The 22,312-nt window shown below is 59.3% G+C and carries 18 protein-coding genes; 16 read left to right on the top strand and 2 right to left on the bottom strand.

Annotated elements, in window-relative coordinates; translation table 11 throughout:
• Nucleotides 1-11: 11 nt before the first annotated feature.
• Both HX823_RS19845 and map read right to left on the bottom strand, forming a co-directional pair.
• Nucleotides 12-2,714, bottom strand: a complete 2,703-nt coding sequence (locus HX823_RS19845) for a [protein-PII] uridylyltransferase (protein WP_028619200.1) — start codon at nucleotides 2,712-2,714, stop codon at nucleotides 12-14.
• Between the two features lie 62 nt (nucleotides 2,715-2,776).
• Nucleotides 2,777-3,559 (bottom strand): type I methionyl aminopeptidase, encoded by a 783-nt coding sequence (gene map, locus HX823_RS19840; RefSeq protein WP_016975842.1) that lies wholly within the window; start codon nucleotides 3,557-3,559, stop codon nucleotides 2,777-2,779.
• Nucleotides 3,560-3,946: 387 nt separating this feature from the next.
• On the opposite strand from map, the gene rpsB reads away from it, so the two are divergent.
• The 16 genes from rpsB (at nucleotide 3,947) to dnaE (ending at nucleotide 22,181) form a co-directional block, all read left to right on the top strand.
• Nucleotides 3,947-4,684, top strand: a complete 738-nt coding sequence (rpsB, locus tag HX823_RS19835; protein ID WP_003189158.1) for a 30S ribosomal protein S2 — start codon at nucleotides 3,947-3,949, stop codon at nucleotides 4,682-4,684.
• 191 nt (nucleotides 4,685-4,875) lie between these two features.
• A complete protein-coding gene (tsf, locus tag HX823_RS19830; protein ID WP_038849203.1) occupies nucleotides 4,876-5,739 on the top strand; it encodes a translation elongation factor Ts in 864 nt (287 codons plus the stop codon).
• 210 nt (nucleotides 5,740-5,949) lie between these two features.
• Entirely contained in the window at nucleotides 5,950-6,693 is a 744-nt protein-coding gene (pyrH, locus tag HX823_RS19825; RefSeq protein WP_003189161.1) for a UMP kinase, read from the top strand.
• Complete coding sequence (gene frr / locus HX823_RS19820) at nucleotides 6,690-7,247, top strand: ribosome recycling factor (RefSeq protein ID WP_012722596.1); 558 nt, start codon at nucleotides 6,690-6,692, stop codon at nucleotides 7,245-7,247. Before pyrH ends, frr begins: the two co-directional genes overlap by 4 nt.
• A gap of 17 nt (nucleotides 7,248-7,264) precedes the next feature.
• The gene (gene uppS / locus HX823_RS19815) at nucleotides 7,265-8,020 is read left to right on the top strand and encodes a polyprenyl diphosphate synthase (RefSeq protein ID WP_016974405.1); all 756 of its coding nucleotides are present in this window, start codon (nucleotides 7,265-7,267) and stop codon (nucleotides 8,018-8,020) included.
• Nucleotides 8,021-8,827 carry a phosphatidate cytidylyltransferase gene (locus tag HX823_RS19810; protein WP_133074436.1) on the top strand — a complete coding sequence of 269 codons (807 nt, stop codon included), beginning with the start codon at nucleotides 8,021-8,023 and terminating at the stop codon, nucleotides 8,825-8,827.
• Nucleotides 8,824-10,014 (top strand): 1-deoxy-D-xylulose-5-phosphate reductoisomerase, encoded by a 1,191-nt coding sequence (gene ispC / locus HX823_RS19805; protein ID WP_177076220.1) that lies wholly within the window; start codon nucleotides 8,824-8,826, stop codon nucleotides 10,012-10,014. The genes HX823_RS19810 and ispC overlap by 4 nt, the downstream gene beginning before the upstream one ends.
• A 53-nt stretch (nucleotides 10,015-10,067) precedes the next feature.
• Nucleotides 10,068-11,420, top strand: a complete 1,353-nt coding sequence (rseP, locus tag HX823_RS19800) for a sigma E protease regulator RseP (protein WP_038849194.1) — start codon at nucleotides 10,068-10,070, stop codon at nucleotides 11,418-11,420.
• 74 nt (nucleotides 11,421-11,494) lie between these two features.
• The gene (bamA, locus tag HX823_RS19795; protein ID WP_038849191.1) at nucleotides 11,495-13,882 is read left to right on the top strand and encodes an outer membrane protein assembly factor BamA; all 2,388 of its coding nucleotides are present in this window, start codon (nucleotides 11,495-11,497) and stop codon (nucleotides 13,880-13,882) included.
• Nucleotides 13,883-13,927: 45 nt separating this feature from the next.
• A complete protein-coding gene (locus HX823_RS19790; RefSeq protein ID WP_033902788.1) occupies nucleotides 13,928-14,431 on the top strand; it encodes an OmpH family outer membrane protein in 504 nt (167 codons plus the stop codon).
• A gap of 3 nt (nucleotides 14,432-14,434) precedes the next feature.
• Entirely contained in the window at nucleotides 14,435-15,490 is a 1,056-nt protein-coding gene (gene lpxD / locus HX823_RS19785; RefSeq protein WP_038849188.1) for a UDP-3-O-(3-hydroxymyristoyl)glucosamine N-acyltransferase, read from the top strand.
• 111 nt (nucleotides 15,491-15,601) lie between these two features.
• Nucleotides 15,602-16,042, top strand: coding sequence for a 3-hydroxyacyl-ACP dehydratase FabZ (gene fabZ / locus HX823_RS19780; protein ID WP_016976866.1), 441 nt, complete (start codon nucleotides 15,602-15,604; stop codon nucleotides 16,040-16,042).
• Complete coding sequence (gene lpxA / locus HX823_RS19775; protein WP_038849186.1) at nucleotides 16,039-16,815, top strand: acyl-ACP--UDP-N-acetylglucosamine O-acyltransferase; 777 nt, start codon at nucleotides 16,039-16,041, stop codon at nucleotides 16,813-16,815. The genes fabZ and lpxA overlap by 4 nt, the downstream gene beginning before the upstream one ends.
• Before the next feature lie 2 nt (nucleotides 16,816-16,817).
• The gene (gene lpxB, locus HX823_RS19770; protein WP_177076218.1) at nucleotides 16,818-17,957 is read left to right on the top strand and encodes a lipid-A-disaccharide synthase; all 1,140 of its coding nucleotides are present in this window, start codon (nucleotides 16,818-16,820) and stop codon (nucleotides 17,955-17,957) included.
• Complete coding sequence (rnhB, locus tag HX823_RS19765; RefSeq protein ID WP_177076216.1) at nucleotides 17,954-18,586, top strand: ribonuclease HII; 633 nt, start codon at nucleotides 17,954-17,956, stop codon at nucleotides 18,584-18,586. Before lpxB ends, rnhB begins: the two co-directional genes overlap by 4 nt.
• Nucleotides 18,587-18,659: 73 nt before the next feature.
• Nucleotides 18,660-22,181: a DNA polymerase III subunit alpha gene (dnaE, locus tag HX823_RS19760; RefSeq protein WP_177076214.1), complete on the top strand. Its 3,522-nt coding sequence runs from the start codon at nucleotides 18,660-18,662 to the stop codon at nucleotides 22,179-22,181.
• The last annotated feature ends 131 nt before the right edge of the window (nucleotides 22,182-22,312 follow it).

Genomic DNA, 22,312 nt, shown 5'->3' with positions numbered 1-22,312 from the left:
GGCGACGCTTTTCAAATAGTCAGGCGTGTCAGCTCGACGCCGGGTTCCTGGGTGACGCTCAGCTGCTGGACGATGGCTTCCTGCAGGCGCAGGCACAGTTCCGGGTCGGACAGCGGCTGGTTGTCGGCATCGGTGATGAAGAACACGTCTTCCACGCGCTCGCCGAGGGTCGCGATCTTGGCGTTTTGCAACGACAGGTCGAACTCCAGGAAAATCCCGCCGATGCGGGCCAGCAGGCCTGGGCGATCCGGGGCGCTGAGTTCCAGTACCGTCACCGGGCGCTGGGCGTCATTGGAAATGGTCACCTGTGGCGCAAACGCAAAGTGCTTGAGTTGGCGCGGTACCCGGCGCTGGATGATGGTCGGGTAGTCGTCAGGGTTGCGCAGGGCCTCGGTCAGGCCTTCGCGGATCTTTTTCACGCGTGCCGGGTTGTCGCCAATAGAGTCGCCATCGGTGTCGAGCACGATATAGGTGTCGAGGGTGAACTGGCTGCTGGAGGTGATGACCCGTGCGTCATGGATGTTCAGGTTGAGTTGGTCCATGGCCGCTACGGTCACGGCGAAGAAGTCGTGCTGGTCCGGCGCGTAGATGAAGATCTGCGTGCCGCCTTCGAATTCGCGCTGGGTGGTTTCCTTGATCAGCACCAACGGGCCGCCATCGGCAGGCTGTTGCAGGATCGCATCGGTGTGCCAGGCCACGTCGCCGGCGGTGTGGCGCAGGAAGTAATCGTCACCCAGCTGCGACCACAACTGCTCGACGTCGTCCGGGTCGTTACCGCCGCGCACCAGAATGTCCAAGGCCGCGCTTTGGGTGCGGCGGATCTGCTCTTCGCGGTCCACCGGGTTTTCCAGGCCACGGCGCAAGGCGCGCTTGGTCTCGGTGTAGAGCTGGCGCAACAGGCTGGCACGCCAGGAGTTCCACAGTGTCGGGTTGGTAGCGTTGATGTCGGAGACGGTCAGCACGTACAGATAGTCGAGGCGGGTTTCATCGCTGACGATCTGCGCAAAGTCGTGGATCACCTGCGGGTCGGACAAGTCCTTGCGCTGGGCGGTGGTCGACATCACCAGATGGTTCTGCACCAGCCAGACGATCAGGCGGCTGTCCCACACGGGCAGTTGGTGGCGCTGGCAGAAGGCCTCGGCGTCAACCGCGCCCACCTCGGAGTGGTCGCCATGCCGACCCTTGCCGATGTCGTGGTACAGGCCAGCCAGGTAGATCAGCTCGGGCTTGGGCAGCTTGGCCATGAGTTTGCTGGCCAGCGGGAATTTCTCTGACACTTGCGTGTACTGAAGCTTACGCAGGTGCTTGATCAGATTCAGGGTGTGGGCGTCCACCGTATAGATGTGGAACAGGTCGTGCTGCATCTGCCCGACGATAAAGCCGAACTCCGGCAGGTAGCGCCCCAGGATGCCGTAACGGTTCATGCGTCGCAGGTTGCGGTGGATACCGATCTTGCACTTGAACAGCTCGATGAAAAGGCTGGTGTTGCGGATATCGTTGCGGAAATCGTCGTCGATCAGGTGACGGTTCTCCCGCAGCAGGCGGATGGTGTCGGCGCGCACGCCTTTGATTTCCGGCTGCTGGGCCATCAGCACGAAGATTTCCAGCATGGCGAACGGTGTGCGGCGGAACACGTTGTCGTTGCGCGCCTCGATATAGCCGTCATGCAACTGGAAGCGCGCGTTGATCGGCTGCGGCGGCGCTTCGTCTTCGGGGGCCAGGATCACCTCTTCGAAGTGCTGGATGATCAGGTCGCTGAGCTGGGCAATGCTCATGACCACCCGGTAATACTGCTGCATGAAGCTTTCGATGCTGGTCTTCGCGTCCTCGCCCTCAAAGCCCAGCAGGGTGGCGATGGAGCGCTGGTGGTCGAACAGCAGACGGTCCTCGGAGCGCCCGGCGAGCATGTGCAGGGCGTAGCGCACTTTCCACAGGAACTCCTGGGACGAGGCCAGCAGGGCGTTTTCGCTCTCTACCAGGAAGCCCTCGCCAGCCAGGGCGCGCAGGTTCAGGGTGCCGTACTGGCGACGGGCAACCCACAAAATCGTCTGGATATCCCGCAGGCCACCGGGCGAGCCTTTGACGTTGGGTTCCAGGTTGTATTCGGTGTCGTTGTACTTGTGGTGCCGGGCCTTCTGTTCGGCACGCTTGGCCAGGAAGAAGTCCTTGCTCGGCCACATGTGTGCGGTGCTGGTGACTTCGAGCATGCGCTGGCGCAGGCGCTCGGGGCCGGCGATGGTGCGGCTTTCCATGAGGTTGGTGATCACGGTAAGGTCGGCACGGGCCTCTTCGGCGCATTCGTCGACCGAGCGCACGCTTTGGCCGACTTCCAGGCCGATGTCCCACAACAGCGTCAGAAAACGCTCGATGGAATCGCGAAAGATCTCATGATCGGCGCTGTCCAGCAGGATCAGCAGGTCGATGTCCGAGTAGGGGTGCAGCTCGCCGCGCCCATAGCCGCCGACCGCCACCAGGGCGATGTCGGCGTCTTCGCTCCAACTGAACTGTTCCCAGGCCTTTTGCAGGATGTTATCGACGAACCAGGCGCGGTCCTCGATCAGACGGCGGATGTCCCGGCCGCTGCGAAAGCGCTCGTCGAGCACCTCGCGGGCCTGGCGGATAGCCTTCTTGAACGCGGCGATAGGGCTCGCCTTCAGGGCCAGTTCGGCCTGGAACTGGCCACGGTCGAAGAGTTCGGGGTCCACCTGGGGCATCGATCGGCTTTCCTTTCTATCTATAAGTCAGTTACAGGGTTGCGGGAAAACCGAAGCAATCATCACGCCGAAACGCGTGGAATGGTGTCGTCAGCGCGCAGGGTGAAGATCTCGTAGCCGGTCTCGGTGACCAGCAGGGTATGTTCCCACTGGGCCGAGAGCTTGCGGTCCTTGGTGATAGCGGTCCAGCCGTCGCCCAGCACCTTGGTGTCGGCCTTGCCCTGGTTGATCATCGGCTCGATGGTGAAGGTCATGCCCGCCTTGAGCTCCATGCCGGTGCCAGCGCGGCCGTAGTGCAGGATCTGCGGCTCTTCGTGGAACACGGTGCCGATACCGTGGCCGCAGAATTCGCGCACCACCGAGAAGCCGTTCTTTTCCGCGTGCTTCTGGATCACTTCACCGATGTCGCCCAGGCGGCAGCCAGGCTTGACGATTTCGATGGCCTTGTACATGCATTCCTGGGTGACCTGGGACAGGCGCTCGGCCCAGACCGGCACATTGCCGACATGGAACATGCGGCTGGTGTCGCCGAAGTAGCGGTCCTTGATCACGGTGACGTCAATGTTCAGGGTGTCGCCGTCCTTCAATGGCTTGTCGCCTGGAATCCCGTGGCAGACGACGTGGTTGACCGAGGTGCAGATCGACTTGGGGAAGCCTTTGTAGTTCAGCGGCGCAGGGATGGCGCCCTGCACGTTGACTATATAGTCGTGGCAGATCTGGTTCAGGGTTTCGGTGGTGACGCCGGGCTTGACGTGTTCGGCGATCATTTCCAGCACGTCGGCAGCCAGTTTGCCGGCGATGCGCATGCCAGCGATGTCTTCGGCGGTTTTCAAGCTAACGGTCATACAGGCTCTCTCTAGCGCGACGCGCTGAAATCAATACGGTTTACGGGCGTGCGACAAAAGGTTGCAGAGTTCGCACAAGCCACAGAAAACGCGATTCTAACAGACGATGGCCTCAAATCATGAGCCTCTGATGATCGCTTCTCTCTATAAGGTTGGGCTATGTTGGCTCTATTCAAGGGGTTACACGAAAGCGCGCAGCGGCAAATGTGATTGCGTATTCCGTTTTTGCCGATGCTGTGGTATAAAATGCGCCGCTTTCCGGGGATACCTCGCAAAGCTTAAATCCACACACGTGTCGACACGATGACCTGGGTGCCGGAGGCCTTGATGCCGCTGGTTGGTCATTGGGATACGTGGAGGCCAAACCCGACTTATTAAGGAACTATCATGTCCCAAGTCAACATGCGCGATATGCTGAAGGCCGGTGTGCACTTCGGTCACCAGACCCGTTACTGGAACCCGAAAATGGGTAAATACATTTTCGGCGCGCGTAACAAGATCCACATCATCAACCTTGAAAAAACCCTGCCAATGTTCAACGAAGCTCTGACTTTCGTAGAGCGCCTGGCCCAGGGCAAAAACAAGATTCTGTTCGTCGGCACCAAGCGTTCCGCTGGCAAGATCGTTGCTGAAGAAGCAGCACGTTGCGGTTCGCCGTACGTCGATCACCGCTGGTTGGGCGGCATGCTGACCAACTTCAAAACCATCCGTGCTTCCATCAAGCGTCTGCGTGACCTTGAAGTGCAAGCCGAAGACGGTACTTTCGCCAAGCTGACCAAGAAAGAAGCGCTGATGCGCTCCCGTGACCTGGAAAAGCTCGATCGTTCCCTGGGTGGTATCAAGGACATGGGCGGTCTGCCTGACGCACTGTTCGTTATCGACGTTGATCACGAGCGCATCGCGATCACCGAAGCCAACAAGCTGGGCATCCCTGTTATCGGCGTAGTCGATACCAACAGCAGCCCGGAAGGCGTTGACTACATCATCCCAGGCAACGATGACGCAATCCGCGCTATCCAGCTGTACATGGGTTCGATGGCTGACGCTGTAATCCGTGGTCGCAACCACGTTGCTGGTGGTACCGAGCAGTTCGTTGAAGAAGCTCCGGTAGCTGCCGCTGAGTAATTAGCGCCCTGGCGTTGACTCAGTAAGCAAAAAGGGGGCTTGGCCCCCTTTTTGCCACCTCGAAAACCGTTTGTCGGTAACGCAGCTACATCATTTGTAACGTGCAGTGGCCTACAACGGAGATTCGGGAAGAATTGATCGCCCGTTTGATCGGGTGGAATGGTTGAAAACCTATCCAAGAGGATTTTGAAATGGCAGAGATTACTGCAGCGTTGGTTAAAGAACTGCGTGAGCGTACCGGCGAAGGCATGATGGATTGCAAAAAGGCCTTGACCAAGGCCGGCGGCGACATCGAAAAAGCCATCGACGACATGCGTGCCTCGGGCGCCATCAAGGCTGCCAAGAAAGCCGGCAACGTCGCTGCTGAAGGCGCTATCGCTCTGGTTGAAGACGGTAAAGCCGCCGTTCTGCTGGAAGTGAACTCGCAGACCGACTTCCTGGCCCTGCAAGACGACTTCAAGGCGTTCGTTGCTGCCAGCGTCAAGAAAGCATTCGACGACAAGCTGACTACCGTTGAGCCTCTGATCGAAGCTCAAGAAGCTGATCGCCTGGTACTGGTCGGCAAGGTTGGCGAAAACGTCAACATCCGTCGCCTGACTCGCGTTGAAGGTGATGTGGTGGGTGGTTACCTGCACGGCAACAAGATCGGTGTAGCCGTTGTTCTGAAAGGCGGCGACGTTGAGCTGGCCAAAGACATCGCTATGCACGTTGCTGCAAGCAACCCAGAATTCCTGCTGCCTTCGGAAGTTTCTGACGAAGCGATCGAGCGTGAAAAAGCTGTGTTCCTGAGCCTGAACGCCGACAAGATCGCCGGCAAGCCAGAAAACATCGTTGAAAACATGATCAAAGGCCGTATCAGCAAGTTCCTGGCTGAAGCGAGCCTGGTTGAGCAGGCGTTCGTCAAGAACCCTGAAATCAAGGTTGGCGAACTGGCCAAGAAAGCCGGTGCTGAAATCGTTTCCTTCACTTACTACAAAGTAGGCGAAGGCATCGAGAAGCCGGTCGACAACTTCGCTGAAGAAGTTGCTGCCCAGCTGGCTGCCGCCAAGCAATAAGACAGTTTTCAACTGTCGCCCGAAAGAGGCTGCCCGCTCACGCGCGCAGCCTCTTTTCAAATGGGAAGGCCGATTTTAATTGGCTTCCCTTCGGAACTGGCTTACAAAGCCGTGTTCCGATGGCGCTGTAGCAGCGTCCAGCTAGAGTGAACGCAAGCCGTAAACGGCTCGCCAAGAATTTTTAAAAATACGCCGCAGGAGAGATTCGCAATGGCTCAGCAGGGCAGTGGTTATCAGGCTCGCTATAAACGCATTCTACTCAAGCTTAGCGGCGAGGCCCTGATGGGCTCGGAAGAGTTCGGGATCGATCCCAAGGTGCTCGACCGCATGGCGCTGGAAGTCGGCCAACTGGTCGGTATCGGCGTGCAGGTCGGCCTGGTGATTGGCGGCGGCAACCTGTTCCGCGGTGCGGCACTGAGCGCCGCCGGCATGGATCGGGTCACTGGCGACCACATGGGCATGCTGGCCACTGTGATGAACGCCCTGGCCATGCGTGATGCCCTGGAGCGTGCCAACATCTCGGCTATCGTGATGTCGGCTATTTCCATGGTTGGTGTGACCGATCACTATGACCGCCGCAAAGCCATGCGCCACCTGAACTCCAAGGAAGTGGTGATCTTCGCTGCTGGTACGGGCAACCCGTTCTTCACCACCGACTCCGCAGCCTGCCTGCGCGCCATCGAAATCGACGCTGACGTGGTGTTGAAGGCGACCAAGGTGGATGGCGTGTACACTGCCGATCCATTCAAAGACCCGCATGCCGAGAAGTTCGATCATCTGACCTACGATGAAGTGCTGGATCGCAAGCTGGGCGTGATGGACCTGACGGCTATTTGCCTGTGCCGCGACCACAAGATGCCGCTGCGCGTATTTAACATGAACAAGCCCGGCGCCCTGCTGAATATCGTACACGGCGGCGCAGAAGGGACTCTGATCGAGGAAGGCCAACAATGATCAACGAAATCAAGAAAGACGCCCAGGCGCGTATGCAAAAATCCCTGGAATCCCTGAGCCATGCATTCGGCCAGATCCGTACCGGCAAGGCGCACCCAAGCATCCTGGGCAGCGTGATGGTGCCTTACTACGGTTCCGATACCCCGATCAGCAGCGTTGCCAACATTACCGTTAAAGACTCGCGCACCCTGCAGGTCGTCGCGTTCGAGCGCAACATGCTGGGTGCTGTCGACAAGGCCATCCAGAGCGCCGGTTTGAACCTCAACCCGACCAACCTGGGTGAGCTGCTGCTGATCTCCATGCCGGCCCTGACCGAAGAAACCCGCAAGGGCTTCACCAAGCAGGCGCGCAGTGCTGCCGAAGACGCCCGTGTTGCCGTGCGCAACATTCGTCGCGATGCCCTGGGTGACCTGAAGAAACTGGTCAAGGACAAGGAAATCAGCGAAGACGAAGAGCGTCGTGCCACCGCTGATATCGACAAGCTGACCAAAGATGCCGAGGCCCAGATCACCAAGGCCACGGAAGAGAAAGAAAAGGACCTGATGGCCGTATAAGGGGTCAGGACGCCTTCATGGAAAAGACCAAGCAGACTGTACCCTCTGTGGTGCCGCGCCATGTCGCGATCATCATGGATGGGAATAATCGCTGGGCGAAGAAACGCTTTATGCCGGGTGTTGCCGGGCATAAAGCGGGTGTCGATGCGGTAAGGGCTGTGATTGAGGTATGCGCCGAGGCCAAGGTCGAGGTGCTGACCTTGTTCGCCTTCTCCAGTGAAAACTGGCAACGGCCCGCCGAAGAAGTCAGCGCCTTGATGGACCTGTTCTTCAAGGCTTTGCGTCGTGAAGCCAAACGGCTTAACGACAACAACATCAGCCTGCGCATCATCGGCGATCGCTCGCGCTTTCACCCTGAACTGCAAGCCGCCATGCGCGAAGCCGAGGCCATCACGGCCGGGGCCAATCGATTTGTGCTGCAGATCGCAGCCAACTACGGTGGCCAGTGGGATATCGCCCAGGCAGCACAACGACTGGCGCGCGAAGTGCAGGCCGGTCATCTGCGGCCCGACGACATCACCCCCGAACTGTTGCAAACCTGCCTGGTGACCGGCGATCTGCCGTTGCCTGACTTGTGCATTCGTACCGGTGGCGAGCACCGCATCAGCAATTTCCTGCTGTGGCAGCTGGCGTACACCGAGCTGTACTTCTCCGACCTGTTCTGGCCGGACTTCAAACACGATGCCATGCGCAATGCGCTGGCCGATTTCGCTTCCCGTCAGCGTCGCTTCGGTAAAACGAGCGAGCAGATCGAAGCTGGAGCCCGGGTTTAAATGCTTAAACAACGAATCATCACAGCACTGATCCTGTTGCCGATTGCCTTGTGTGGGTTTTTCCTGCTCGACGGTTCCGCCTTTGCGCTGTTTATCGGCCTGGTCGTCACCCTCGGTGCCTGGGAATGGGCGCGCCTGGCGGGTTTCAGCGCGCAATTACCGCGTGTCGTGTATGCCGCTGTCGTAGCTGCCTTGGCGTTCCTCTTGTACATCCTGCCGGACCTTGCGCCTTGGGTGTTGGGGGCGGCCGTGCTGTGGTGGGCGCTGGCGACATTCCTGGTGCTGACCTTTCCACGCACCAGCGGCAAGTGGTCAAGTGTGGCCTGCAAGTTGGTGATTGGCTTGTTGATTCTGTTGCCAGCCTGGCAAGGGTTGGTGGAGATCAAGCGTTACCCAATGGGTAACTGGTTGATCCTGGCGGTCATGGTGCTGGTCTGGGGCGCTGATATCGGCGCCTACTTCTCAGGCCGGGCCTTCGGCAAGCGCAAGCTGGCGCCGGCGGTCAGTCCAGGCAAGAGCTGGGAGGGCGTGTATGGCGGCCTGGCGTTGACGCTGGTGATCGCGCTGGTCGTCGGTGTTGTGCGTGGCTGGTCGGTGAAAGAGATTTTCCTGGCGCTGCTGGCCACTGCCATCGTCGTGTTCATCTCGGTCGTGGGCGATCTCACCGAAAGCATGTTCAAGCGTCAGGCCGGGATCAAGGACAGCAGTAACCTGCTGCCGGGTCACGGCGGCGTGCTGGACCGTATCGACAGCCTCACTGCTGCCATCCCGATCTTCGCCGTATTGCTGTGGATGACCGCTTCGTGAGCCGCCTGCAGCAAGTTACCGTGCTCGGTGCGACCGGCTCGGTGGGGTTGAGCACCCTCGATGTTATTGCTCGTCATCCTGATCGCTATCAAGTCTTTGCCCTGACCGGGTTTACCCGCCTGAGTGAACTCCTGGCGTTGTGTGTGCGTCACACGCCGCGCTTCGCTGTGGTGCCTGAGGCCGCAGCGGGTCGGGGCCTGCAGGATGATCTGCGGGCTGCCGGACTTGCCACTCAAGTACTGGTAGGCGAGGAGGGGTTGTGCCAGGTCTCGGCCGATGCTGAAGTAGATACCGTGGTTGCCGCTATTGTCGGCGCAGCGGGCCTGCGCCCAACCTTGGCTGCCGTGGATGCTGGCAAGAAGATCCTGCTGGCCAATAAAGAAGCGCTGGTGATGTCCGGTGCGCTCTTTATGCAGGCAGTGCGCAAAAGTGGTGCTGTGCTGCTGCCCCTCGATAGCGAACACAATGCAATTTTCCAGTGCATGCCCGGTGACTATGCCCGTGGCTTGAGTCAGGTGGGCGTGCGCCGGATCTTGCTGACCGCCTCTGGTGGTCCGTTCCGACAAACCCCACTGGCAGAGTTGGAGCACGTATCGCCCGACCAGGCGTGCGCTCATCCGAACTGGTCCATGGGGCGCAAGATCTCCGTGGATTCAGCGAGCATGATGAACAAAGGCCTGGAGCTGATCGAGGCGTGCTGGTTGTTCGATGCGCGTCCGGATCAGGTCGAGGTGGTGATTCACCCACAAAGTGTGATTCATTCCCTGGTCGACTACGTAGACGGTTCGGTCCTGGCGCAGTTGGGCAACCCTGATATGCGCACGCCGATTGCCAACGCCCTGGCCTGGCCGGAGCGGATTGATTCGGGCGTAGCGCCCTTGGACCTGTTTGCCGTGGCCCGCCTGGATTTCGAGGCGCCGGACGAACAACGCTTCCCTTGCCTACGTCTGGCGCGGCAGGCGGCTGAAGCGGGTAACAGCGCACCGGCGATGCTGAACGCGGCCAACGAAGTGGCTGTGGCAGCGTTTCTCGAACGGCGCATCCGCTTTCCGCAGATCGCGAGTATCATCGAGGACGTCCTGGCGCTTGAGCCTGTCGTCGCGGTGAATGAGCTTGGGGCCGTCTTCGAGGCTGATACCAAGGCTCGGGCCCTGGCAGAACAATGGTTGAGCCGCAACGCGCGTTAGTCTGCAGGCAGGTTTGAGTCTTCAGGCACTGGATTGGAATGCGGAGAAATTAGATGAGTGCGCTTTACATGATTGTCGGCACCCTGGTTGCTCTGGGTGTGCTGGTTACCTTCCACGAATTCGGCCACTTCTGGGTGGCGCGTCGTTGCGGCGTCAAGGTACTGCGCTTTTCCGTCGGTTTCGGCATGCCGCTGGTGCGCTGGCACGACCGTCGTGGCACCGAGTTCGTGATTGCAGCCATTCCGCTGGGTGGCTACGTCAAGATGCTCGATGAGCGCGAAGGCGAAGTGCCGGCAGATCAGTTGGATCAGTCTTTCAATCGCAAGACCGTTCGTCAGCGTATCGCCATTGTCGCCGCCGGCCCGATCGCCAACTTCCTGTTGGCGATGGTGTTCTTCTGGGTGTTGGCCATGCTGGGCAGCCAGCAAGTGCGTCCGGTCATTGGCGCGGTCGAGTCGGACAGTATTGCTGCCAAGGCAGGGTTGGTTGCCGGGCAGGAAATTGTATCTATTGATGGCGAGCCCACCACGGGCTGGGGCGCGGTGAATTTGCAGTTGGTGCGTCGCCTCGGTGAAAGCGGCATCGTCAATGTGGTGGTGCGCGAGCAGGATTCCACCAGCGAAACCCCGCGTGAGCTGACCCTCGACCATTGGCTAAAGGGCGCCGATGAGCCTGATCCGATCAAGTCCCTGGGCATTCGCCCATGGCGTCCGGCCTTGCCGCCGGTCCTTGCTGAGCTGGACCCGAAAGGTCCGGCTCAGGCTGCCGGCCTGAAAACCGGTGATCGCCTGTTGGCCCTCGACGGCCAGGCGCTCGGCGACTGGCAGCAGGTGGTCGATCTGGTTCGTGTACGTCCTGATACTAAAATTGTGCTGAAAGTTGAGCGCGACGGTGCTCAAATCGACGTCCCGGTGACCTTGTCGGTCCGTGGGGAAGCCAAGGCTGCCGGGGGTTACCTGGGTGCTGGGGTCAAGGCTGTCGACTGGCCGCCATCGATGGTGCGCGAGGTGAGTTACGGGCCGTTGGCAGCGATTGGCGAAGGTGCAAAACGCACTTGGACCATGAGTGTGCTGACCCTCGAATCCCTCAAGAAAATGTTGTTCGGCGAGCTCTCGGTAAAAAACTTGAGTGGACCGATAACCATTGCTAAAGTGGCGGGCGCTTCTGCCCAGTCGGGTGTCGCGGATTTCCTGAATTTCCTGGCTTATCTGAGTATTAGCCTGGGTGTTCTGAATTTGCTGCCCATTCCTGTATTGGATGGGGGGCATCTGTTGTTTTATCTGGTCGAGTGGGTGCGTGGTCGCCCCTTGTCGGATCGGGTGCAGGGTTGGGGGATACAGATCGGTATCAGTTTGGTGGTCGGGGTGATGTTATTAGCCTTGGTCAACGATCTGGGTCGACTGTAACGCTTCGCTGAATTGCGAATCTGCCGCATTTTGCGGCAGTTTGTTTATTGCCAGTTGGAATAAGAAAGGACTTCATGAAACGTCTGCTGCTAACTGCGGTTCTCACCGTATTGATGATCGCCGAAGTTCACGCCGAGTCCTTCACCATCTCCGATATTCGCGTCAACGGCCTCCAGCGGGTTTCCGCGGGTAGCGTCTTTGGTGCATTACCGTTGAACGTCGGTGAACAGGCTGATGACCGTCGCCTGGTGGAATCCACTCGTGCGCTGTTCAAAACCGGTTTCTTTCAAGACATCCAACTGGGTCGCGAAGGCAACGTCCTGGTCATCACCGTGGTCGAGCGACCATCCGTCGCCAGTATCGAGATCGAAGGCAACAAGGCGATCTCTACTGAGGACTTGATGAAAGGTCTCAAGCAATCCGGCCTGGCCGAAGGCGAGATCTTCCAGCGCGCCACACTCGAAGGTGTGCGTAACGAGCTGCAACGCCAGTACGTTGCCCAGGGTCGCTACTCCGCAACCGTGGAAACGGAAGTGGTGCCACAGCCTCGTAACCGTGTTGGCCTCAAGGTCAATATCAACGAAGGCACCGTGGCGGCGATCCAGCACATCAACGTGGTGGGTAACACCAAGTTCGCTGATGATGACCTGATCGACCTGTTCGAACTCAAGACCACCAACTGGTTGTCGTTCTTCAAGAACGATGACAAGTACGCCCGCGAAAAGCTGTCCGGTGACCTGGAACGCCTGCGTTCCTACTACCTGGACCGTGGCTATATCAACATGGATATCGCTTCGACCCAGGTGTCCATCACCCCGGACAAGAAGCACGTCTACATCACCGTCAACGTCAACGAAGGCGAGAAGTACAAGGTTCGTGACGTGAAGCTGAGCGGCGACCTGAAAGTGCCTGAAGACCAGGTCAAGGCGCTGTTGCTGGTGCAGAAGGACCAAGTGTTCTCGCGCAAGCTGATGACCACCACTTCCGAGCTGATCACCCGTCGCCTGGGTAACGAAGGCTACACCTTCGCCAACGTCAACGGCGTGCCGACGCCCCATGATGATGACCACACCGTGGACATCACCTTTGTGGTCGATCCAGGCAAGCGTGCCTACGTGAACCGTATCAACTTCCGTGGCAACACCAAGTCTGCGGACGAAGTGCTGCGTCGTGAAATGCGTCAGATGGAAGGTGGCTGGGCGTCGACTTACCTGATCGACCAGTCCAAGACCCGTCTTGAGCGCCTGGGCTTCTTCAAGGAAGTCAACGTCGAAACCCCGGCCGTACCGGGCGTGGATGACCAGGTTGATGTGAACTACGCCGTGGAAGAACAAGCTTCCGGCTCGATCACCGCCAGCGTCGGCTTCGCACAGAGTGCCGGCCTGATCCTCGGTGGTTCGATCACCCAGAACAACTTCCTGGGTACCGGTAACCGTGTGTCCATCGGCCTGACCCGAAGCGAATACCAGAGCCGATACAACTTCGGTTATACCGACCCCTACTGGACTGCTGACGGTGTGAGCCTGGGCTACAACGCCTTCTACCGCACCACCGACTACAAAGACCTCGACGTTGACGTTGCAAGCTATGCGATCGACAGCCTCGGCGCCGGTGTGAACATCGGTTACCCGATCAGCGAGACTTCGCGTCTGACGTTCGGTTTGACCGCGCAACAGGATGAGATCAAGACCGGTGTGTACACCGTGGACGAGATCTTCGACTTCACCCGTCGTGAAGGTGACAAGTTCCTGAACTTCAAGGCGTCTGCCGGCTGGTCCGAGTCGACGCTGAACAAAGGTGTACTGGCAACCCGTGGTCACTCCCAGAGCCTGACCCTGGAAACCACCACGCCTGGCAGCGACCTGTCGTTCTTCAAGCTCGACTACCGTGGCCAGTTGTTCACGCCGTTGAGCGACAACTACACCATGCGCCTGCACACTGAGCTGGGCTACGGCGATGGTTATGGCTCCACCAATGGTCTACCGTTCTACGAGAACTACTACGCGGGTGGCTTCAACTCCGTACGTGGTTTCAAAGACAGCACCTTGGGCCCACGCGGTACGCCAAGCCGTGGTGTTGGCGTAACCGGTAACCAGGGCACTGTAGTGGACTCCGACGACGATCCGCTGCCGTTCGGTGGTAACGTGTTGATCCAGGGTGGTGCAGAGATCCTGTTCCCGCTGCCGTTCGTCAAAGATCAGCGTTCCCTGCGGACTTCGGTCTTCTGGGACGTGGGTAACGTGTTCGACTCCAAGTGCGAGCAGATCCGTAACCCGAGCGGCGTGAAGTCCAACACCCAGTGCAACGATGTGAGCCTGAGCAACCTGGCAAGCTCCGTGGGTGTAGGTGTGACCTGGGTGACCGCGCTGGGCCCATTGAGCTTTGCTCTGGCCATGCCGATCAAGAAACCGGATAACGCTGAGACCCAGATTTTCCAATTCTCCCTCGGCCAGACGTTCTAAGCGTCTGACCCAAGATAACGACAACGGATTCTGTAGGAGTGCATCGTGCGTAAGTTGACTCAATTGGTTCTACTGGCAACCGTGCTGGTAGCGACCCCGGCCTTCGCCGAAATGAAAATCGCCGTCCTGAACTATCAGATGGCCCTGCTGGAATCCGATGCGGCCAAGCGTTATGCCGTGGATGCCGAGAAAAAATTCGGCCCACAACTGACCAAGCTCAAGACCCTTGAAAGCAGCGCCAAAGGTATTCAGGATCGTCTGGTTGCCGGTGGCGACAAAATGCAGCAAGGCGAGCGCGAGCGTCTGGAGCTTGAATTCAAGCAAAAGGCTCGTGACTACCAGTTCCAGTCCAAAGAACTGAACGAAGCCAAGGCCGTTGCTGACCGTGAAATGCTGAAACAACTGAAGCCGAAACTCGACAGCGCTGTGGAAGAAGTCATCAAGAAAGGTGCCTTTGACCTAGTGTTCGAGCGTGGCGCTGTGATCGACGTCAAGCCTCAATACGACATCACCCGTCAGGTGATCGAGCGCATGAACCAGCTGAAGTAAGCCATGACCGCGACTATCAAGCTCGGCGAGTTGGCCGAGTTCCTGGGGGCCACCTTGCGTGGTTCCCCGGAGAAAGAAATCACTGGGCTAGCCACCTTGCAGGAGGCTGGCCCAGCTCAGTTGAGCTTCCTCGCAAACCCCCAATACCGTAAATACCTGGTCGACAGCCAAGCTGCAGCCGTGTTGCTGAAAGCCGCTGACGCCGAAGGGTTTACCGGGGATGCGCTGGTGGTGCCTGACCCGTACCTCGCTTATGCGCGGGTGTCGCATCTGTTCGATCCGAAGCCCAAGGCCGCCGCCGGGATTCATCCGTCTGCGGTCATTGCTGATGATGCCCAGGTTGATCCTGCGGCCAGCATCGGTGCCTTTGCGGTGATCGAGAGTGGGGCACGCATCGCATCCGATGTCACAGTCGGTGCCCACTGCTTTATCGGCGCGCGCTGCGAGATCGGCGCTGGCGGTTGGCTGGCGCCGCGCGTGACCCTGTACCACGACGTGCGTATCGGTGAGCGTGTAGTCATCCAGTCGGGTGCCGTGATTGGCGGTGAAGGCTTCGGCTTTGCCAACGCCAAGGGCATCTGGAACAAGATCGCCCAGGTCGGCGGTGTATTGATCGGCGACGACGTGGAAATCGGCGTGAACACGGCTGTCGATCGCGGGGCCCTGGCCGATACCGTGATTGGCAACGGCGTGAAGCTCGACAACCAGATCCAGATCGCCCATAACGTGCAGATTGGCGATCACACCGCCATGGCGGCCTGCGTGGGTATCTCCGGCAGCACCAAGATCGGCAAGCATTGTATGCTCGCCGGTGGCGTAGGGCTGGTGGGGCACATCGATATTTGCGACAACGTCTTCATCACCGGCATGACCATGGTCACTCACTCGATCACCGAGCCAGGGGCCTATTCTTCCGGTACCGCCATGCAGCCTGCGGCTGAATGGCGCAAGAGTGCGGCACGGTTGAGGCAGCTCGACGACATGGCTCGACGTCTCAAACAGCTGGAAAAGCGTGTTGCGGACGTGACCCCTGGCGGTAATGCTTCATCAGAAGGCTGATACCATTTCCATATCAAGTGTGCACAGCCGCTAGACTGCCTCCTTGATTTGCTAGCGGGGCGTGCGTTTAGTTCGCCCGCCCCCAATCTTTATTACAGGCTTCCCCCCGAAATGATGGACATCAACGAGATTCGCGAATACCTGCCTCACCGTTACCCGTTCCTGCTGGTGGACCGCGTAGTGGACCTCAACATCGAGGAAAAGCGCATTCGTGCCTACAAGAATGTCAGCATCAACGAACCGTTCTTCAACGGTCACTTTCCTGCGCATCCCATCATGCCGGGCGTGTTGATCATCGAAGCGATGGCCCAGGCTGCCGGTATCCTTGGTTTCAAAATGCTCGACCTCAAGCCTGCCGACGGCACGCTTTACTATTTCGTGGGCTCCGACAAGTTGCGTTTCCGCAACCCGGTGACCCCGGGTGACCAGTTGATCCTTGAAGCCAAGTTCATCAGCTGCAAGCGCCAGATCTGGAAGTTCGAATGCCAGGCCTCGGTGGACGGCAAGCCGGTGTGCTCCGCCGAGATCATCTGTGCGGAACGCAAACTATGAGTTTGATTGACCCTCGCGCAATCATCGATCCGTCGGCCGTTCTGGCCGCCGACGTTGAGGTCGGCCCCTGGTCGATCATCGGCGCAGGTGTGGAAATCGGCGAGGGGACTGTCATCGGGCCGCACGTGATCCTCAAAGGTCCGACCCGCATTGGCAAACACAATCGCATCTACCAGTTTTCCTCGGTAGGTGAAGACACCCCGGACATGAAGTACAAGGGTGAAGAGACACGCCTGGTAATCGGTGATCACAACATCATCCGTGAAGGCGTGACCATTCACCGTGGTACCGTTCAGGATCGGGCCGAGACCACCCTGGGTGATCACAACCTGGTGATGGCCTATGCGCATATCGGTCACGACAGCGTCATCGGCAACCACTGCATCCTGGTCAACAACACCGCGTTGGCCGGGCATGTGCACGTTGACGATTGGGCGATTCTGTCCGGGTTCACCCTGGTCCATCAGTACTGCCATATTGGCGCCCACAGCTTTTCCGGCATGGGCACCGCCATTGGCAAGGACGTTCCGGCATTTGTCACGGTATTCGGCAACCCGGCCGAAGCGCGCAGCATGAACTTCGAAGGCATGCGCCGTCGTGGTTTCAGCGAAGACGCCATCCACGCCCTGCGCCGTGCCTACAAGGTGGTTTACCGCCAGGGTCTCACGGTTGACCAGGCGTTGACCCAACTGGTCGAGCCGGCAGCGTTGTTCCCGGAAGTCGCGGTGTTCCGTGACTCGATCCAGGCGTCGACCCGCGGCATCACCCGCTGATCATGGCCAATCTGCGTATCGCGCTGGTGGCCGGGGAAGCTTCCGGCGACATTCTAGGCGCAGGTCTTATGCGGGCCCTCAAGGCCCAGCATCCGGCGGTTGAATTCATTGGCGTCGGCGGTCCACTGATGCAGGCCGAAGGGCTCACGTCCTACTTCCCTATGGAGCGTTTGTCGGTCATGGGACTGGTCGAAGTGCTGGGTCGCCTCCGTGAGCTGTTGGCCCGTCGCAAGCTGCTGATCCAGACCCTGATCGAAGAAAAGCCCGACGTGTTCATCGGCATCGATGCGCCGGATTTCACGCTCAATATCGAACTCAAGTTGCGTCAGGCCGGCATCAAGACCGTGCACTACGTCAGCCCGTCCGTGTGGGCGTGGCGGCAGAAGCGCGTGCTGAAGATCCGTGAAGGCTGCGACCTGATGCTGACACTGCTGCCGTTCGAGGCCCGGTTCTACGAAGAGAAGGGCGTGCCGGTACGGTTTGTCGGGCATACCCTGGCCGATACGATTCCGTTGCAGGCTGACCGCGCCGCCGCGCGTGCCGAGCTGGGCTTGCCCGACGGCCCGTTGGTCGCGCTGATGCCGGGCAGTCGTGGTGGCGAAGTCGGCCGCCTGGCCTCGGTATTCTTTGATGCTGCCGAGCGTATTCAAGCCCTGAAGCCAGGCGTACGTTTCGTGCTGCCCTGCGCGAGCCCGCAGCGTCGTGCGCAGATCGAAACGCTGCTGGAAGGCCGCAACCTGCCGTTGACTCTGCTCGACGGCCAGTCGCACCTGGCCCTGGCGGCCTGTGATGCGGTGCTGATTGCTTCGGGCACAGCCACCTTGGAGGCTTTGCTCTACAAGCGTCCGATGGTGGTGGCCTACCGCTTGGCGCCGCTGACCTTCTGGATTCTCAAGCGCATGGTCAAAAGCCCTTACATCTCCCTGCCCAATCTGCTGGCCCAGCGCCTGTTGGTGCCGGAGTTGTTGCAGGACGATGCGACGCCTGAGGCCCTTGCGCAAACGCTGCTACCGTTGATCGACGGTGGCGAAGAACAGACCCGAGGTTTTGACGACATCCATCGCATATTGCGCCGTGATGCCTCGAACCAGGCGGCCGACGCCGTGCTGACCTTGATCGGCCAGAAACAGGAAGCCTTATGACGACGCAAATGGGTCTGGATTTCAGCCTGGTTGCCGAAGTCCACGAACTGGTCGCCGGTGTCGACGAAGTCGGGCGTGGGCCTTTGTGCGGTGCCGTGGTCACGGCGGCGGTGATCCTCGATCCGAACCGCCCGATCCTCGGCCTCAACGACTCGAAGAAACTCACCGAGGCGCGCCGTGAAAAGCTCTACGACGAGATCATTGAAAAAGCCCTGAGCTGGCACATCGCCCGGGCCGAAGTCGAAGAAATCGACGAGCTGAATATTCTTCACGCCACCATGCTCGCGATGCAGCGTGCGGTTGAAGGCCTGCACATCACGCCAAAAATGGCGATGATCGACGGTAACCGTTGCCCCAAGCTGGCCATGCCTTCTGAGGCGGTGGTGAAGGGTGATAGCAAGGTGCCTGCCATCGCAGCCGCCTCGATCCTGGCCAAAGTCAGCCGTGATCGTGAAATGGCCGCGTTCGAATTGATCTACCCCGGCTACGGCATTGGCGGGCATAAGGGCTATCCGACGCCCGTTCATCTGGAAGCCTTGGCTCGCCTGGGGCCTACGCCGATCCATCGCCGCTCGTTCGCCCCGGTTCGCCAGGCCTATGAGCTGCGCGAGAGCCTCAACGAGGTCTAGTCGCAAGGCTGATGTTTTGCTCAAGGCCCGGTACAATCCGGGCCTTGTTGTTTTCCACGTATAAGAGATCACTATGCCGGCTTCATTCGTTCACCTACGCCTGCACACTGAATACTCCCTGGTCGACGGCCTGGTACGGATCAAACCGCTGGTCAAAACCCTGGTGGGCATGAACATGCCTGCGGTCGCGGTGACCGATCAGAACAACATGTGTTCCCTGGTCAAGTTCTACAAGAACGCCATGGGCGCCGGCATCAAGCCGATCTGCGGCGCCGACCTGTGGCTGTCCAACAAAGACCCGGATAACCCGCTGAGCCGTATCAGCCTGTTGGCGATGAATGGCGTGGGCTACCGCAACCTCACCGAACTGATTTCCCGTGGTTTCATCGACGGCCAGCGCAATGGCTCGATCATCATCGAGCGCGAATGGGTCGCCGAGGCCAGCGAAGGGCTGATCATGCTGTCGGCCGCCAAAGAGGGCGAGATCGGTATCGCGCTGCTGGGTGGCAATCCGCAGGAAGCCGAAGTCCTGGCCAAGGAGTGGATGCAGGTCTTTCCTGACCGTTTCTACCTGGAAGTCCAGCGTACCAATCGCCCCAACGACGAAGAGCACCTGCACGCCGCCGTGGCCCTGGCCGACAAGCTGGGCGCGCCGCTGGTTGCCACCAACGATGTGCGCTTCATCAAGAAGGAAGACTTCGAAGCCCACGAAACACGCGTGTGCATCGGCGAAGGCCGGGCCCTGGATGACCCGCGTCGCTCGAAGAACTACAGCGAAGAGCAGTACCTCAAAAGCGCCGACGAGATGGCCGAGCTGTTCAGCGACCTGCCCGAGGCCCTGGAAAACTCTGTCGAAATTGCCAAGCGTTGCAATATCGAAGTCAAGCTGGGCAAGCACTTCCTGCCCAACTTCCCGATTCCCGATGGCATGACCATCGACGAGTACTTCCGCAAAGTCTCGTTCGACGGCCTCGAAGAGCGGCTCAGCGTCCTGCTGCCCAAGGACACCACCGAGGATTACGACGCCAAGCGCCAGGTCTACGTCGACCGGCTGAATTTCGAGCTGGATATCATCATCCAGATGGGGTTCCCCGGTTACTTCCTGATCGTAATGGACTTTATCCAGTGGGCCAAAAGCAACGGCGTGCCGGTAGGTCCTGGCCGGGGGTCGGGTGCCGGTTCGCTGGTGGCCTACGTACAGAAGATTACCGACCTCGACCCGCTGGAATATGACCTGCTGTTCGAACGGTTCCTGAACCCGGAACGGGTTTCCATGCCCGACTTCGACGTCGACTTCTGCATGGACGGCCGTGACCGCGTGATCGAATACGTGGCCGAGAAATACGGTCGCAATGCGGTAAGCCAGATCATCACCTTCGGTTCCATGGCGGCGAAGGCTGTAATCCGTGACGTGGCGCGTGTGCAGGGCAAGTCCTACGGCTTGGCGGATCGCTTGTCGAAGATGATCCCGTTCGAAGTCGGCATGACCCTGGAAAAAGCCTACGAGCAGGAAGAAATCCTGCGCGACTTCATCAAGATCGATGAAGAGGCCGCCGAAATCTGGGACATGGCGCGCAAGCTTGAAGGTGTGGTGCGTAACGTCGGTAAACACGCCGGTGGTGTGGTGATTGCGCCTACAAAACTCACCGACTTTTCGCCGATCTATTGCGACGAAGAAGGCGACGGCCTGGTGACCCAGTTCGACAAGGACGACGTGGAGGCGGCTGGCCTTGTGAAGTTCGACTTCCTTGGCCTGCGGACCCTGACGATCATCGACTGGGCGCTCAAGACCATCAACCGAGAGCGCGCCAAGGTCAACGAAGAGCCGCTGGATATCGCGTTTATCCCGTTGGACGACAAACCGACCTACACCTTGCTGCAAAAAGCCGAGACCACGGCGGTGTTCCAGCTTGAGTCGCGCGGCATGAAAGAGCTGATCAAAAAGCTCAAGCCCGACTGCCTGGAAGACTTGATCGCACTGGTGGCCCTGTTCCGTCCGGGGCCGTTGCAATCGGGCATGGTGGACGACTTCATCAACCGTAAGCACGGCCGTGCCGAGTTGGCGTACCCGCACTCCGACTACCAGTACGAAGGCCTCAAGCCGGTATTGGCGCCGACCTACGGCATCATCCTGTATCAGGAACAGGTGATGCAGATCGCCCAGGTGATGGCGGGCTATACCCTCGGCGGCGCGGATATGTTGCGTCGAGCCATGGGTAAGAAAAAGCCCGAGGAGATGGCCAAGCAGCGTGGCGGTTTCATTGAAGGTTGTGCAACCAACAACATCGACGCGGACCTGGCCGGTAACATCTTCGACCTGGTGGAAAAATTCGCCGGTTATGGTTTCAACAAATCCCACTCCGCCGCCTACGGCCTGGTGTCGTACCAGACTGCTTGGCTGAAGGCCCACTACCCGGCGCCGTTCATGGCCGCGGTACTCTCGGCGGATATGCACAACACCGACAAGGTCGTGACCTTGATCGAAGAAGTGCGCACCATGAAGCTGCGCCTCGACGCGCCGGACGTGAACGCCTCGGAGTTCAAGTTCACGGTGAACGACGAAGGCCGCATCATCTATGGCCTGGGCGCGATCAAGGGCGTTGGCGAAAGCCCGGTGGAAGCTATCGTTGAAGCGCGCCAAAGCGGGCCGTTCGCCGACCTGTTCGACTTCTGCGCGCGGGTTGACCTCAAGCGCATCAACAAACGGACCCTCGATGGCCTGATCCGCAGCGGTGCACTCGACCGTCTCGGCCCATATTTCCATGATGAGCCCAAGGCTTACCAGGCGAATATCGACCGCAACCGTGCGGTGTTGCTCACCGCCATGGAAGAAGCGATCAAGGCTGCCGAACAGACCGCCCGCACCCACGACAGCGGCCATGCCGACCTGTTCGGCGGGTTGTTCGTCGAAGAAGACGCGGATGTGTACGGTAACCACCGCAAGGCCAAGGAGCTGACCCTCAAGGAGCGCCTCAAGGGTGAGAAAGACACCTTGGGCCTGTACCTCACGGGTCACCCGATTGACGAGTACGAGGGCGAGATCCGCCGTTTCGCCCGTCAGCGCATCATCGACCTGAAGCCTGCGCGGGATACCCAGACCGTCGCCGGCATGATCATCGCCTTGCGGGTGATGAAGAATAAAAAGGGCGACAAGATGGGCTTCATCACCCTCGATGACCGTTCGGGGCGCATCGAAGCCTCTCTGTTTGCCGATGCATTCCACTCCGCACAGTCGCTGTTGCAGACCGATGCCATGGTGGTGGTGGAGGGGGAGGTCAGCAATGATGACTTCTCCGGTGGCCTGCGCCTGCGGATCAAGCGGGTGATGAGCATGGAAGACGCGCGCACCAATCTGGCCGAAAGCCTGCGCTTGAAGGTGAAAACCGAAGCGCTCAAGGGCGATCAGCTACGCTGGTTGGGTGATTTGCTCAAGCGCCACCGTGGCGCGTGCCCGGTGACCATGGAGTACACCGGCAGTGACGCCAAGGCCATGTTGCAGTTTGGCGAGACCTGGCGAATTGATCCGGCTGATGGCTTGATTCAAGCATTGCGTGACCAGTTCGGCCGTGACAACGTCTTCCTCCAATACCGTTGACGGTCAGGCAGTCCTGCATAGCCTGATCTCGACTGAACATTTAATCTCGACCTAAACGCGCCTCTCCCTTAAGGTAGGGCGCGAATAGACAACCGGCTGGCCAGGCACGCCCTGGCCGTCGACCCAAGACG

Source organism: Pseudomonas sp. P7759 (assembly GCF_013386445.1).
GTDB classification, from domain to species: domain Bacteria; phylum Pseudomonadota; class Gammaproteobacteria; order Pseudomonadales; family Pseudomonadaceae; genus Aquipseudomonas; species Aquipseudomonas azotoformans_A.
The sequence above is the reverse complement of the archived record's forward strand: the minus strand, read 5'-3'. Positions and strand labels throughout refer to the sequence as shown.